This window comes from bacterium, assembly GCA_022616075.1.
Taxonomy (GTDB): Bacteria; Acidobacteriota; HRBIN11; order JAKEFK01; family JAKEFK01; genus JAKEFK01.
The window spans coordinates 1-15,232 of record JAKEFK010000399.1 but is presented as its reverse complement, the minus strand read 5'-3'; the positions used below and the strand labels follow the sequence as shown (position 1 = coordinate 15,232).

At 49.0% G+C, this 15,232-nt stretch carries 14 protein-coding genes; 5 read left to right on the top strand and 9 right to left on the bottom strand.

Features of this window, described 5'->3' with window-relative positions:
* Both L0156_30495 and L0156_30490 read right to left on the bottom strand, forming a co-directional pair.
* The coding region (locus tag L0156_30495) for a D-aminoacylase (GenBank protein MCI0607330.1) at nucleotides 1-1,679 on the bottom strand (1,679 nt) is incomplete at its 3' end.
* A 127-nt stretch (nucleotides 1,680-1,806) separates the two neighbouring features.
* Nucleotides 1,807-3,273, bottom strand: coding sequence for a glycogen synthase (locus L0156_30490; protein ID MCI0607329.1), 1,467 nt, complete (start codon nucleotides 3,271-3,273; stop codon nucleotides 1,807-1,809).
* Between the two features lie 89 nt (nucleotides 3,274-3,362).
* Between L0156_30490 and L0156_30485 the strand changes: the two genes are divergently transcribed.
* Complete coding sequence (locus L0156_30485) at nucleotides 3,363-4,496, top strand: aminotransferase class V-fold PLP-dependent enzyme (protein MCI0607328.1); 1,134 nt, start codon at nucleotides 3,363-3,365, stop codon at nucleotides 4,494-4,496.
* Between the two features lie 549 nt (nucleotides 4,497-5,045).
* Nucleotides 5,046-6,080, top strand: coding sequence for an alkaline phosphatase family protein (locus L0156_30480; protein ID MCI0607327.1), 1,035 nt, complete (start codon nucleotides 5,046-5,048; stop codon nucleotides 6,078-6,080).
* Nucleotides 6,081-6,135: 55 nt separating this feature from the next.
* Here the strand turns inward: L0156_30480 and L0156_30475 are convergent, their stop codons facing one another.
* Nucleotides 6,136-6,504, bottom strand: a complete 369-nt coding sequence (locus L0156_30475) for a YtxH domain-containing protein (GenBank protein MCI0607326.1) — start codon at nucleotides 6,502-6,504, stop codon at nucleotides 6,136-6,138.
* 19 nt (nucleotides 6,505-6,523) lie between these two features.
* Entirely contained in the window at nucleotides 6,524-6,925 is a 402-nt protein-coding gene (locus L0156_30470; protein MCI0607325.1) for a DUF948 domain-containing protein, read from the bottom strand.
* A 168-nt stretch (nucleotides 6,926-7,093) separates the two neighbouring features.
* Here L0156_30470 and fusA point away from each other — a divergent pair, with 168 nt between their 5' ends.
* Both fusA and L0156_30460 read left to right on the top strand, forming a co-directional pair.
* Nucleotides 7,094-9,193: an elongation factor G gene (gene fusA / locus L0156_30465; GenBank protein ID MCI0607324.1), complete on the top strand. Its 2,100-nt coding sequence runs from the start codon at nucleotides 7,094-7,096 to the stop codon at nucleotides 9,191-9,193.
* 88 nt (nucleotides 9,194-9,281) lie between these two features.
* Nucleotides 9,282-9,650 carry a hypothetical protein gene (locus L0156_30460; GenBank protein ID MCI0607323.1) on the top strand — a complete coding sequence of 123 codons (369 nt, stop codon included), beginning with the start codon at nucleotides 9,282-9,284 and terminating at the stop codon, nucleotides 9,648-9,650.
* Between the two features lie 17 nt (nucleotides 9,651-9,667).
* On the opposite strand, the gene L0156_30455 is transcribed toward L0156_30460, so the two are convergent.
* Genes L0156_30455 through xerD form a run of 5 tightly spaced genes read right to left on the bottom strand, consistent with a single transcriptional unit; the run spans nucleotide 9,668 to nucleotide 13,683 of the window.
* Nucleotides 9,668-10,177: a hypothetical protein gene (locus L0156_30455; protein MCI0607322.1), complete on the bottom strand. Its 510-nt coding sequence runs from the start codon at nucleotides 10,175-10,177 to the stop codon at nucleotides 9,668-9,670.
* Between the two features lie 33 nt (nucleotides 10,178-10,210).
* Complete coding sequence (locus tag L0156_30450) at nucleotides 10,211-11,137, bottom strand: hypothetical protein (GenBank protein MCI0607321.1); 927 nt, start codon at nucleotides 11,135-11,137, stop codon at nucleotides 10,211-10,213.
* Nucleotides 11,138-11,151: 14 nt separating this feature from the next.
* Nucleotides 11,152-12,306 (bottom strand): o-succinylbenzoate synthase, encoded by a 1,155-nt coding sequence (gene menC / locus L0156_30445; GenBank protein ID MCI0607320.1) that lies wholly within the window; start codon nucleotides 12,304-12,306, stop codon nucleotides 11,152-11,154.
* A complete protein-coding gene (locus tag L0156_30440; protein ID MCI0607319.1) occupies nucleotides 12,303-12,716 on the bottom strand; it encodes an archease in 414 nt (137 codons plus the stop codon). The genes menC and L0156_30440 overlap by 4 nt, the downstream gene beginning before the upstream one ends.
* 34 nt (nucleotides 12,717-12,750) lie before the next feature.
* A complete protein-coding gene (gene xerD / locus L0156_30435; GenBank protein MCI0607318.1) occupies nucleotides 12,751-13,683 on the bottom strand; it encodes a site-specific tyrosine recombinase XerD in 933 nt (310 codons plus the stop codon).
* A 57-nt stretch (nucleotides 13,684-13,740) separates the two neighbouring features.
* On the opposite strand from xerD, the gene L0156_30430 reads away from it, so the two are divergent.
* The gene (locus tag L0156_30430; GenBank protein ID MCI0607317.1) at nucleotides 13,741-15,129 is read left to right on the top strand and encodes a hypothetical protein; all 1,389 of its coding nucleotides are present in this window, start codon (nucleotides 13,741-13,743) and stop codon (nucleotides 15,127-15,129) included.
* The last annotated feature ends 103 nt before the right edge of the window (nucleotides 15,130-15,232 follow it).

Genomic DNA, 15,232 nt, shown 5'->3' with positions numbered 1-15,232 from the left:
TATTTTTTCTTCCAGCCCGGGCCCCGAACGACGCGCCCCGGAGTTGCTCCTGTGTGCTCGCCGTTCTTAAGGACCTGCACACCATTGACAAAAACATGATGAACGCCGGTGGAAAACTGGTGCGGTTTTTCAAATGTCGCGTGATCCTTTATAGTGGCCGGATCAAAAATAGCAATGTCTGCGAAATAGCCTTCTTTCAGCAATCCCCGTTTTTCCAGTTTGAGATTTGCAGCGGGAAGAGAGGTTAGTTTTCGAATCGCTTCTTCGAGCGGGATGACTTTTTCTTCACGAACATATTTTCCCAGCAAACGCGCGAACGTACCGTAAGCGCGCGGATGTGGATTCGATTTCAGGAAATTTCCTTCCGGTTTCAGCGAAGCTTCGTCGGAGCCAAAACTGAGCCAGGGCAGGGCAATCTGTTTTTTGATGTTCTCTTCGGACATCAGGAAATACACGGTTCCTACGCGGCTATCATCTTCAATGACCAGATCCATTGCCGTATCCTGCGCCGATTTACCGCGCATCTTTGCGACTTCCCCCAACGTCTTGCCAGTGAGCGGCTTCAGTTTTTCATTCTTGAATGCAACCAGAATGATCCGCTCCGGAGTACCTGCAAGATAAAAAAGATTCTCCCAATCCTGCGCGTTTTCAGACATTTCCTTTCTTACCCGTTCACGCGTTGCGGGATCCTTCAATCGCTCCACCCACTTTTTGTGCCCGCCTTCCTGAACCCAGGGAGGCATTGAAGCATCGAGACCGGTGGCTCCGGCAGGATACGTGTACATATCCGCGGTGATTTTCAAACCTTCTGTGCGCGCGGCTTCCACTTTGCGGATCACCTCATCCATTTTTTTCCAGTTCGGTTCTCCTCCCGCTTTCAGATGGTAGATTTCTGCCGGCAATTTTGCTTCACGCGAGATGCGGATCAGCTCATCCACGGCTTCGAGCAGTTTGTTTGCTTCGCTTCGCATGTGCGAGATGTACATTCCGCCGTAGCTTCCGGCAACTTTGCAAAGTTCAATCAGCTCATCCGTTTTCGCATAAAACGCGGGAGCATAAATCAAGGAGGAACCAACTCCCAGCGCGCCTTCTTCCATCGCCTGTGCAACGAGCTTCTTTATTCGTTCCAGTTCTTCCGCTGTCGGTGGCCGATCCGCATACCCGACTTCATGAACTCGCACAGAAGTAGCGCCTACAAAGGACGCAACATTAGTGGAAATTCCTTTCTTCACAAGGAAGTCGAGATATTCACCGAGCGTAGTCCATTCGATTTCATACTTGATGTCGGATTGATTCTCCTTCGCTTCTTTTTTCATGGAATCGTTCATCGGTCCCATTGAAAAGCCTTCACCCATGACTTCGAGCGTAACTCCCTGCCGGATTTCACTCTGAGAATGGCCGTCTTCAATCAAGGAATCGGTTGCCCAGCTGAGCATGTTGATAAATCCAGGTGCGACCGCCAATCCCTTCGCGTCAATTTCAGTTCGTCCTTTGCCTGAGACTTTGCCAACTGCAACGATCTGATCTCCTTGCATAGCAACATCACCTTTGACCGGCGGGGATCCACTGCCGTCATAGATCATGCCATTGCGGATCACAATGTCGTATTGACGCTCTTCGGCGAAAGAGAAACAGGAGAGGAATAAAAATCCGGTTGCGATCAGTACAAATCGTTTCATTTGTATTCTCCTTGCCAGCGAGCCGCTGGCTACAAACTCATGCGGGCGAGACGCCGCGCTACAAACTCATGCGGGCGAGACGCCCGCGCTACAAACTCATGCGGGCGAGACGCCCGCGCTACTTTGTTTAATATCCACGTACACGAGCGATTGCCCATTCATAAAGCTGGCAATATCCGTAGGCAGAGTGTTTCCAGGAAAAGTCAATATTCATTCCATGAGTTTGAATGGCTCTCCAACTTTCCGAATCATTGAAATAGATATAGAGAGCGCGCCGCAAAGCATTCCAGAAATCTTCTACGGAAAAATCATCAAAAGTAAAACCCGTGACGCCATCCTGAACGGTATCCGCGAGCCCGCCTGTTGCGCGAACAACGGGAACACAACCGTAACGCATCGCAATCATCTGTCCAAGACCGCACGGCTCAAAACGCGAAGGCATCAGGAAAATGTCGCTTCCAGCGTAGATCAAAGGAGCGAGCTCCGCTGCGTATTGCAGGATTACAGTCATTTGATTCGGATGAGTTCTGGCAAGGCTCCGGAACATGTCCTCGTACTGTTGCGCACCACTTCCCAGCACCACGCACTGCACTTCGTTTGGAAAATTGTTCAACACCGCATGGAGCGCTCCTCCCGCTATGTCAAACCCTTTTTGATGATCCAGCCGGGAAACGATGGACAGCATGGGAATGTGGTCCTGAACAGGCAACCCGAGCTTTTTTTGCAGCTCGCGCTTGTTTTGAATGCGCGTGTCCAATGTTTCCACATTGAAGTTTTTCGCCAGATGCATATCGGTTGCAGGATTCCACACATCGTAATCAAGACCATTCAGAATGCCATGCACATCAAAATGCCTGTATTGAAGAAGCCGTTCCAGTTTTACTCCGCCGGCAGCGGTTTTGATTTCACGCGAATAGGTGGGGCTGACGGTATTGATCATTGTGGCATGATAGATTCCGCGGGCCATGAAGTTTACATGTTGCCAGTTTTCTTCAACGAGTGGTTCCACACCGGTTCCGAGATAATGAAGAACTGAGCGCACAGATCTGCCTTGATGAGCCAGGTTGTGAATTGTGTAGATGGTGGGTATTCCACGATAGAAGGCGTCTATCTGGCCTGTGGTTGTCAGCCATGTCAGCGCAGGGGCAGTGTGCCAGTCATGGCAATGGACGACATCCGGACGCCAATTTAAAGCGGAAATCAATTCCAGCGACGCGCGACTGAAAAAACAAAATCGATAAGCATCATCATCGTGTCCGTAAATTTCGCTTCGGCCGAACAGATTTTTTTCCGCGATAAAATAGATCGGAACCTCGGATCCGGGTAATTGACCTTTTAACACCGCCGCCCTTAGCAGGCCCGCGCCGGTTGGTACTCGCAGTTCGCCTGGAACGAGTTTCAGTTGCCATTTGCCAGTTTGAAACGCTTGCTCGACTGACTGATATGCCGGCATGACCACGAAAACTTCGTGCCCAAGTCCCTGTAGCGCTTTTGGCAAAGAGCCACAGACGTCCGCAAGGCCGCCACGCTTGGCGAAAGGGGCAACTTCGGCTGCAAGAAATAGAATTTTCAGCGGAGTCATCCGACGTATCATATCATTATGGTTTTAACCGCCAAGGCGCCAAGAACGCCAAGGAGAATCGAGAGTTCAAACTTGGCGCCTTGGCGTCTTGGCGGTTCAATATGATTTATCTGGATAATGCGGCGACAACTTTTCCGAAACCGGAAGAGGTGTATGAAAAAACACTGCGCTTCATGAAAGAAGGGGCAGGGAATCCAGGGCGGGGAAGTCACCATTTTTCGACGACCTCCGCGCAAATGGTGGAGAACACGCGAAGACAGGTGGCGCGATTCTTCGGGATTACTGATCACCATCGCGTGATTTTTACTTACAACTGCACCGATTCCATCAACATGGTTCTGAAAGGGTATTTGCAACCGCACGATCATGTAATTGCAACTCACCTCGATCACAATTCCGTATCCAGACCACTTGAAAGTATCGTTCGCGAAAAACAGATAGAGTTGACGCGACTCCCTTTCTCAGCAGGCGGCGCCATCGATCCCAAAAGTTATGGGAACGTAGTGCGCCACAACACAAAGCTGGTGATCTTGAACCATGGATCCAATGTGCTCGGGACGGTTCAAGATAGTGAGCTTTTTTTGCGGGACGGAATTCCTGTTTTGCTGGATGCCGCACAGACCGCCGGAAGAATTCCGATCCAACTGAAGAACCATCCGGTTTTTCTGGCTTGCTCTGCGCACAAATCACTTTTTGGAATGCCCGGTCTCGGAATTCTCATTGTCCCGAGGGACATCCCATTGAGCTCGTGGCGTGAGGGTGGTTCCGGAACTGCTTCGGAAGAGTTATCGCATCCTGCGGAATTGCCGATGCATCTCGAAGCCGGAACTCCCAATTTCCTGTCGATTGCGGCGCTGTCACACGGACTCACATTTATTGAAAACGAAGGAATGGAAAAAATTCATCGCAAAGAGTGGGAATTTGCGCGCATCCTATTTGAGTATCTAGTGTCGGATCCCAGGTTTCACGTTTATTCCCGTCTCGCGCAACAAGACCTTGCGGTGCTTGCATTCAATTTAAGGAATGTTGCGCCGGATGAAGTCGCGGCGATTCTGGATCAACGCTTTGGGATCGCTGTCCGCGGAGGATTGCACTGCGCAGCTGTCTTGCATCAACAGCTGAACACGCTACCGGACGGCTGCTTGCGCGTAAGCCCCGGCTACTTCAATACGGAAGAAGACTTGTTGATACTCGTCGAAGCATTGAAGTCAATCGCGGATGGCTACATTAAATGAAACTCATGTCGCGACGAACCGCCGTTTTCGTGGTCGCTTTGATAGTCGCGATTGCAGCCGGAGCAAAAGCATACAGCGAATGGCGCGTGAGCCGTGATTTCCCATTCCTACGATCTTCTTATCGCGCGAGAAATGGTCCCATTCGTGTGCTCCGAAGCGAAGAGGAGTCTCTGCATATAAGGATGGATCATTCCGAAGATGTAGTGGTCTCTTTTCACACGGAACAAAAGGATCTTGGCTCCGTTCGTTTTCGCCCACCGTATTTCGCAAAATCTGTCTTTCTTCATCGGGAATCTCTCGGTGAAGCAAGTTTCGTTACCATTCGTGTTCAAGGAGGCAGGCAAGTAGATCTTGAGGATCTTAGAATATTCTCCAATCGCCGAAACCCGAAGTTCTTGATCCTTGCTCTGGATGGAGCCACCTGGCGTCTGCTAACTCCGCTAATTCGAGCGGGAGTTTGTCCGAACTTCAAAGCACTCATGGAGCAAGGATCCTATGGAAAGCTAAGTCTCAGAGGAGCCAACCTATTCACCGGTCATCTGGACGACAATCGCAACCGGAAAAGGGCCCGAACAGCACGGAGTCACATTTTATGTTGCTCAGAATCAACCGATCACCAGCGAAACTGTGCAAATCAAGAGATTCTGGAATATTTTTTCCGAGTACTCCAACCTGACTTCTCTGATTGTCGGTTGGTATCTGACCTGGCCCGTTGAAACCATCAACGGAGGAATTGTCTCCGATCGGACCTACTACAATTCGCGTTCCAAGGATGTGTTTTATCCGCCGGATACTTTCGAGCACGATTATTTTCACGACTTCGCTCAAATCCAATCAGAGTCCAGGAAACGATTGCTTCGCTTTACTTCGTTTCCATTTGATCAGGAGTTTCAAAAGAAGTATCGCAGGGGAACTTTTGAACGGCAGATGCATCAAATTGTGCAAAAGCGTTTGGCCTCCGTTTATCGCAGGGACGAAAGCTACGTGGAAATCGGTCTGAAGGCTCTCAAAGGGTTGGAACCTGATGTTTTCGCGATTTATTTGCGTGGAGCTGACTTCACACAGCACGGTTTTTGGAAATACATGGATCCTCAATCCGTTCCATCTTTTCCGGTTTCCGATCAGGAGCGAATCTGGTTTGGAAAAACCATCGAAAACTATTACGTCTATCTGGACGAGGTGCTCGGTAAGTTTCTACACGCTGCTTCTTCTGACACGAATGTGTTTGTTCTTTCCGATCACGGTTTTCGACCGATTCCGAAGGAAGAAGCGGAAGATCCCGAATTGTCCGGAGGGCATGAGATGGAAGGAATCCTGTTTTGCAAGGGTCCGGCTTTTCGGAAAGGATACGAGATTCGAAATGCATCCATCTATGATTTCCTTCCCACGCTGTTACATCTTGCGGGACTTCCGGTGGCCGCCGACATGAAAGGCCGTGTATGGATGGAAGCCTTTACAGAAAAACATCCCATTCGGAAGGTCAAGAGTTACGGAGCAAGAAAGACGCGTGAAACCGGACGATCCACTGATGCCATAGATGAGGAGATACGCCAGGAGCTACGTAGCCTAGGTTACATTCAATAAGTGGCACGGGCGTCTCGTCCGCGGAGTTGCGGGCGGGTCGCCCGCACCACATTATTTATGCATTTTCGTTGGTGGATGCCGGCAGTCCCTTCTCTTCTTCTTCCTCTTCCTCTTCGAAAGCTCTTCTGCCTTCATCTACCGCTTCGCGAACCTTGGACTTTTGTTTGTCGTAGAAGTCCTTTGCTTGAACGACCCTTTCATTCACTCGGTCTTTGAAACGGCTCACTTCAATTTCGGCTTTGTCACTGATTTTTCCGTATTGAGTGCGGAGATTTTCCTGGACTTCGCCGCTCTTTTCGCGGATCTTACGGCGTGTCTGTTCCCCGGATGTTGGAGCGTATAGCAATGCAATCGTGGCTCCAACCAGACTTCCCAGCAAAAATGCGAACGATACTTCTAAAAAGTTGCTTTCATCTTTTGCCATAATTTCCTCCTAGAACATGCTAGAGCTCTTCCTCTTCATAAACCCTGCGGTCTCTTTTCAATAAGTATTTCATTCCGTAACCCAATCCGAGCAGTAAATTCCTGATTCCGGTAATTGGTTTTGCAATCGCACTCGTCACGGTTGCTACCTGATGAACGACTCCCCGCGCCATCCCCAGAATCTCCTGCGCCTGGACCACTTCCTGATCAACATTTCTCGTGATTGTTTTCAGGTTGTAGATGATTTCCTGAGAATTCTGGATCGTGCGATCCAACTCCTTGAGTGTCCTTCTGAGCTGCCGCACAGTGGGAATCAACTCGCGGATTAGCCGGATCGCAAAATAGATCAATAAGAGAAAAGCGACTAAGGCCGCGGATAGCAATACAAGCTTCACATCGTCTCCAAGAAGTTGGGACGGCATGGCTCAAATCTAAATGGAAACAACCCCAAAGTCAACGTGATTAACATGTTGCAGTGATCAACTATGTTATAATTTTCGTTTTCCTACGGTCTTGCGTTTTGCGTCCCGCATGCCAGCCTTGACGCGACACAAGGCGCGGAGTACTTTTCACAATTTTGGAGGAATTTTATGAAAGTTTACCCCACAGAGGCTATTCGGAACGTTGCACTTGCAGGCCATGGAGACGTAGGAAAAACGTCACTTGCTTCCTGCTTTTTGTTCGATTCCGGTGCAGTGAACCGTTTTGGCAAGGTGGACCAGGGCAACACCGTAACCGATTTTGATGACGATGAGATTGAACGCAAGGTTACGATCTCCTCTTCTCCGTGTTTTGTGGAATGGAACAAGACAAAAATCAATTTTCTGGACACTCCCGGTTATGGCAATTTTGTTGCGGATGCCCGAGCCGCTTTGCGCGCGGTAGATTCCTCCATCATTCTGATTTGCGGCGTTGCCGGCGTGGAAGTGCAAACCGAAAAAGTCTGGAAGTGGTCCGATGAATTTCAGCTGGCGCGCATGATCGTGGTGAACAAACTGGACCGCGAACGGGCCGATTATAATCGCGCGGTTGAGTCGATTCAGAAATCATTTGGCCGCGTTTGCATCCCTGTTCAGATTCCGATCGGCTCGGAAAAGGACTTCAGTGGAGTCGTCGATCTCATCCACTTCAAAGCATATCAATATCCCAAAGATGAATCGGGCAAATTTCAGGAAGTGGAGATTCCTGAGTCCTTAAAACAGGAAGCTTCCGCGCAAAGGCAAGCGCTTGTAGAAATGATTGCCGAGCAAGATGACGCTTTGATGGAAAAGTATTTTGAAGCGGGTGAGCTTTCCCAGGAGGAAGTACTGGCTGGGTTGAAAACGGCAATTCTGGAACGCAAGATCATTCCAATTTTCTCCGCTTCCGCTCTTCACAATGTGGGGGCGCAACCAATTCTGGATGCGATCGTTGAGCTTCTTCCGAGTCCGGCCGAATCCACGATTCGAATGCTGGTAGAAAACAAAGATAAATCGACTGAAGAGATTAAAATCGATCCGAACGGTCGTTTTTCGGCGTTCGTATTCAAGACGTTTGTGGATCCTTATGCGGGTCGCGTCAATCTGTTCCGGGTGATCAGCGGTGTGATGAAAGCGGATCATGCCCTCCTGAACGTGAACAAAGGAACGAGCGAAAAAATCGGTACGATTTCAGCTTTGCAAGGGAAACAGGCGACTCCTGTGCATGAAGTTTATGCGGGAGACATTGCCAGCGTTGCAAAACTGAAGGATACGCAGACGAATGACACTCTTGCAGAACCTGGAGCGATTTCACATTACTCTCCCTTGACCTTTCCCCATCCGATTATTTCTTTTGCCATTGAGCCGAAGTCGCGCGGTGATGAAGAAAAAATCAGCACCGCTCTTCATAAGTTGTCTGATGAAGATCCTGTTCTAAGATTTGAACGCGATCCTCAGACAAAAGAACTGCTTGTTTCAGGATCGGGACAACTTCATGTGGAAGTAGTTGTTGCCCGCTTGAAGAAACGGTTTGGCGTTGAAGTTCTGTTGCATCCGCCGAAAGTTCCTTATCGCGAAACGATCAAGGGCAAGACCGAGGTACAAGGAAAGTACAAAAAACAATCCGGCGGGCGCGGACAATACGGAGATTGCTGGATTACGATGGAGCCCCTTCCACGGGATAAGGATTTCGTATTCGAGGACAAAATCTTTGGTGGTGCAATTCCGAAAAATTATGTGCCTGCAATCGAAAAAGGAATTCAGGAAGCGAGACAGCGTGGAATTCTCGCCGGTTTCCCTGTCGTGAATTTCAAAGTGACCGTTTTTGATGGTTCTTTCCATCCGGTGGATTCTTCGGAAATGGCGTTCAAAATTGCAGGATCGATGGCTTTCAAAAAAGGGATGGAACAGGCCAAGCCGGTTCTGCTGGAGCCGGTGATGCACGTGGATATTTTTGCCCCATCGGAATACATGGGCGCGATCACGGGAGATTTAAGCGGCAGGCGTGGCAGAATGCAGGGAATGGATTCCAGCGGAAACATCCAGATCATCCGCGCGGCCGTTCCGCTTTCGGAAATGCTCAACTACGCTCCTTCTTTAACTTCGATGACCGGCGGACGCGGCTACTATGAAATGAATTTCTCGCATTACGATGAAGTTCCCTCTCATCTAGCACAAAAAATCATTGAAGAGCATAAATCAAAAGTGCAGCACGAAAAAGAAGAAGAGTAAACTCATTTGAACAGAAGACCGCAAAGCGCGCAAAGAAAAAAGTAGGTTTTGCTTCGCGATCTTTGCGTTCTTCTGTTCAAAAAATACAGTGGAGATTATTGTTGGCCTGCTGATTGCGGGCATGATTATTTTTGCGTTCTGGTCCGCGATTCGGGAAATCCGGCTTTACCGCAATTATCTTGAGGGTGACAGGGAATATCTTGTTTCAAAACAAAGGCGCAACCGCCGCGTGCTGATTTCCGCTGTACTGATACTGGAAGCGGCGTTCCTCTTTCTTGGATTCTTCATTCTTACGTTTACTCCATTTCAAGCGCTCTTTTTTTGGATTCCACCGCTCCTGTTGATTGTGTGGCTCGTTCATCTCGGTATGAAAGATTTTCGTGAAACCAGCCGCGACATCGATGTTATTTTTCGCGAAGCTTCGGACGTGATCCTGAAAAAGAAGCAAGAGAATTGAACTTTCTGTAAAAAGAGCTACTGTTCGTCTTCTTTCTCTTTTTCTTCCTCTTCCTTCAACTTTTGATCGATTTCACGAATGCGAGATTCGGCTTCCCGTTTCTGTTTGTACTGATTGCCGAGGTTGCGTGTAAAAAATCCGCCACCTTGATTAATTGTTTGCTGGGCGTCTTTTGCTTGTTGCTCGAGCGCCTCTCGTTCCTCTCTTAGCTTTTCTATTTCTTCGTTGGCCTGTTGTTGGGGTGGCTCCTTCTTCTTTGGCTGTGCGACGTCATCTCCAGCAGAAGTATCAATGCCGGGAAGCGTCGTTTCTTTGACCCCTTCCGGTTCTGTACGAGCTTCGAATGCAAGAGTTGATTTCAGGTTGGCAATATCTTGATTGGTGAAAACCTTCGCTGTTTTCCCTTGTTTTTGAATCGCCTCACGTCTTGCTCTTTCTTTTTTTGCAACATCGGCGACTTCAGTTGCTTCCGCGATCATTACGGCCGCGAATAAGGTTATTAAAGCAAAGGCTGCTAGCTTCTTCATAACACCTCCCTTGGAATAAAGATACAACGCAATCTATCCCTCCGCCAGACGAAGATTCCGGGGCATGGCACTGATTGTCTTCTGCACAAAACGCGCCAGATAAAAGGCAATCTCTTCGACGACATCGTCAGGAACGCCGTCTACAAAACGGGATTTTAACCGCATATCGCATTGGTCGTTGACATAGTCGACTACCACAAAAGTTTCCCTGTCCACGATTGCGATTTCGGCTGAGAAAAAATCAAGCTGTGAGATTTCCGCTATTTTTTGTGCAACTGTTTTTAACCGCTCCAGTCCATATATTTTTTCTTCTTCAGGAGAAACGCGGAAGTAAATGTGGCTTTGATCGTCCCACCAGCAGCTCAGAATTTCGCCACAGACGTAGTACGTACGAAACCACGCCCGACGGTCTCCGAAATGCGCAGGAAGGACCTTTTCCTGGAGCAAAAATTTTTCCCGACTCCTTCCTTCACGCGCTTTCACAATATCGAAGAGGGTCTTGGCGTTTGCCTCCACACCGACTCCACCACCGCCGGTTGCCGGCTTGATGATGAAGGGCTCTCCCAGGCGAATCAATTCACCAATTTTTATCTTTGTCCAATCTCTATAGGGGGAAAGAATGATGGTATACGGCACGCGCACGTCGTTGTCCGCCAGCTTCTGATGCATCACGGCTTTATCGAGCGCAGTTGCCAGTTTGTCCGGATGGTTCAAGAAAACAGCGCCATTGGCAAGAAGCTTTTTTATGAGCGGCTCAAACGCAGGTTGATTATCGGAAGCGCGGTCGAGAACGACTCTTGCGTTAAAATCACCTCGCTTTAATTCTTCCACCACATTTGGCTGGTTATAGGGCTGCACCAGATAACTTTGGAGCCGGAACTGCTGGCATTTTCGATCGAAGATCCGGATGAAATCTTCATCGAATTCCCATTCCCATAGAATTGTGATATCCGCAAACATTGTGAAGGATTTTATCACACCAGCAGCCGGAATCTTTTTTCTATGAGGGATTCCAGATAATCTCGATCCACCTCATACCCCATTCCTGGCGTTTCCGGAAGTGCAATGAATCCATCAGCATCCATCTGTACTGCAGGATGAATGATGTCGCGATGCCAGTAACGATCACTCGCAGAAGTATCGCCGGGCAGGGAGAAATTCGGCAAAGATGCCAGAGCCAGGTTGTGCGCTCGGCCAATTCCGGATTCCAGCATTCCACCGCACCAGACCGGCATCTGATGCTGCCTGGCAAGATCATGAATCCGGATCGATTCGCGGTGCCCGCCGACCCGGCCGGTTTTAATGTTGATAATCCTGCAGCTCTGCAGCGCAATCGCGGCCTTTGCCTGATGAAATGAAGTAATCGATTCATCCAGACAAACCGCTGTCTCCAATTGATTTTGTAGAACCGCGTGATCGCACAAATCCTCATAATGCAAAGGCTGCTCGATCATCATCAACCGGTATTTGTCCAGCGACTTTAGCAGTTCCACATCCGACAAGGTGTACGCGGCGTTAGCATCTGCCATCAATGGAATATCCGGAAATTCGCTTCGGATCGCTTCCAGCAAGCTTTGATCTTTTCCCGGTTTGATTTTGATTTTGATTCTGCGGTAACCCTGAGACAGATAATCCCGAACGCTCTCCAGAAGCGAATCGTGATCCTTTTGTATTCCTATGCTCACGCCGCACGGAATTCTCGTTTTGGTTCCACCCCAGAAACGGTAAAGGGGTTGTTTCCGGCTTTTCGCCAGGATGTCCCAGAGCGCCGCTTCCAATGCAGCTTTCGCCATGTGATGGCCGCGGATCGCGGCCGAGGATTGCAAATAGTCTTCTAATGTATTCGAAGAGCGAAGGGATGGTAGAAGGTATTTTTCCAGTACGTGCCAGGCTGTCACCACAGTTTCATAACTGTAAAGCGGGTCCTGTTCGGCGACGCACTCGCCGTATCCTTCGAGCCCTTCTCCCTTCACGTAGCAGAGCAGGACTTCACGGCGATCCACGGCGCCGAAGCTTGTTTCAAAAGGAGATTTCAGCTCTAACGGAAATGAAAGCAAACCGGCTTCTTCAATTTTTGGGAGTGGAATGTTCAAAAGATTCGAGAGTGTTGGATTCGTTTCCTGTTTCATACGTCGATCACAAATTGTACTTGATGGCCTTGCGGCGTTTCATTCCATTCGAGTTGTCCGTAAGTCGCACTTTTTGCATGAAGTCTTCGCTCCATCTGCTCATTGATCTTTTGACCGCTAACCCTGGCGCTTAGGTTCCATGTCGATCCGGGCTGCAAGTGTACTCGAAAGTTGTTTAGAAACACGTGCTCCACTTCATGAACGAAAATCAACTTGTTCAGCCAATCAACCAGAAGCAGAAGTCGATCAGGCGCGCCCAATTCTATTTCAAACGAAACATCGTCTCGTATTTTATTTATGTCCGTCATTAGCTCAAATAGCGCTGCTGCCGAATCCACAAATACCTCTTCAACCGTATTTGCAGTCACCCGGATCAATTCCTCGGAAGGATGACCCAGAAATTCATACATAGTAAATGACCAGTGGCCAGTTGACCGTGACCAGTTATCCTCGCGGGTGGAACTTGCGATAAATCTTCTGGAGATGTTCCCTGGATATATGAGTATAAATCTCTGTCGTGCTGATGTCCGCATGTCCGAGAAGCATCTGAACCGAACGAAGATCCGCACCCCCTTCGAGGAGGTGCGTTGCAAATGTATGCCTCAAAACGTGAGGGGTCAAGAGATGGTCCGGGATGGAGGCTTTCCTTCCATAGAGTTTTAGGATTTTCCAGAATCCCTGGCGGGTGAGTGGTTTGCCGCGCTGGTTTAGAAATACTTTTTGCCGGTCTCCCTGAATCTGCGACTTGCCGTAATTCTTTCGCGGCTTTGTTCCCATGTATTTCGGCCGCACTTCCTTAAGATAGCGGTAGAGCCAATCTTTACTCTGCTCATTCACAGGTGCGATTCGTTCTTTGGAGCCTTTGCCTGTGCATACTACAAATCCGAGTGGCAATTGAAGCTGATGCAGTTTCAAATCGAGCATTTCCGAGATTCGCACCCCGGCTGCATAGAGCAATTCCAGCATCGCGCGATCCCGGATTCCAGCTTCTGTTTCAATGTCCGGTTGCTGCAGCAGTGTTTGCATCTGTTCCCGGCTAAGCATTTTGGGCATTCGCCTGAAACGTGCCGGCGCCTCCAATTGCGCAGCCGGATCCACGTTCATTTTGCTGTTTTGAACAAGATAGCGGTAGAAATTTCGAAGAGTCGAGGTCATTCGCATCACAGAAGAGGATGCCAGTTTGAGCCGGTTGAGGTAATGCAGGAATTCTATGATCTGCAGATATTCCTGCGGGCCTTCCGGCATCTCGTTCTCTTTGCTGAATTGCATGAGGTGTCGCAAATCCCTTTTGTAGGAGAGGATCGAGTTTTCAGAAAGACCCTTCTCAATCCGGCAATAATCCAGGTACTCTTCCACCCAGAGCGCAAGCCGATTCATTACAAATATAGTACTATAATTTGAACCGCCAAGACGCCAAGGCGCCAAGAAAATCTTATGAAACCGAATGAACAGAATCTGGAGCGGTTGGTAAAAAAGCTCCTCAAGCAGCAATCAGTCTCTGCGACGGAGCTTCTTGCTCACTGGGAAGGATTGGGCGCGCGCGGCGACCGCGTTGTGGTTCAAACATTGAATAAGCAGAATGGGTGGGAGCAGTTTGTTTTGTGGAGTGAATCGGAGCCGCACATTCGGAAGAAGCTGGAACAAGTATCGGATCGGGCGGGAATATCGGAAGCAGGTGTCCTTTATTTGAAGTCGGCGGGCTTCACGGGCGGCGAAGAAGATACTCCGCGCTCCCGGGCCCTATGGATTCTTCAAACGGTGCGAAATGAGGATGGCTCCGACTGGGATCAGGCGATCCGGCTGATGTTGCAGGACGAGGATTTTTTCGAAAGCACGCTGGCATTGCTGGAATTGGAAGGGTCTGCTCTGACAGCTTCCTTCCTTACTAAGCTATTAGAAGAGAATCCCGGACGAGAAAAGGACCAGGCGATACGAAAAGCGCTTTACAGACTTCGCCAGAAAGGATGGGAAGCTCCTCAGTGGGAAAAGCCAATCGTAACGGTGGAACCAACTCGCCATGAAATCTTTTTGCTTGCCGAAAATCGATTGCCGCTCTGGCAGCCTTTCTTTTATTTCCGCGGGAACGGTCCGCGCGGCGACTGGTTTTTTGTAGAAATCACGGAGGGCAAGAATTTCGAAATCATTCAACAGCGACGGGACATCCGGATGAATCAGAAAACCATGCAGCGTGTTGCTGATGATTATGCTGCAGAGTTTCACAAAGGGACAGGCGTGAACATGTCTTTTCATGCTTTACCGCCGGAACACGCGCGATTCTTTGTTATGAGCTCTTTTGAGTTTTTGCAGGGAGCGGAAGATTTTCGGAAGTACATGGGAGAGGCTACCGCGCAAAATCCGTTTTCCGAATGGACACCGCGCACGAACCTGTACCAGCAGGATGCCGCTCTATTATTGAATCACGAATATTTCCAGCTCTGGCTTGCGGAAGAAGAATTCCTTGATCAGGTGATCCAGCGGCTCGTCCAGATTGAAGAAGGCCCAATCATTTTGCCGGAACAACAAAGACTTCAACAAAAAGCAGAAGCGGTGCATGAGGCGTCCGGCGAATATTTCTCTGCGGTGAAGAGACCGGTTTGGGCGCTTGCCTTGCAAAAGGCGGCTTATTTCCTGAAAGACAAAGAACCGGAAATTGCTGCGATGGCTTTCGGTTTCTCCCGGATGCTGGATCCTTTTGCCGTTCATTTGATAGAGCGTTCGTTGGAGATAAGGAAAGCTCAAATCGAAAGAAAAGAGAAGGAAGAAAAACGGACGTCGCTGATCATGAGCCCGCAGGAATTCCAACGCAGTATGAAAAAACCTTAGCGATGTACTACTGACGTTGAACTTCTTGTTTTTTTAGAAGGATTTTCGCAAAAGGATATTAAACCGCAGAATATCGAACAAAGGAACTCCGAACCGCAGAAGT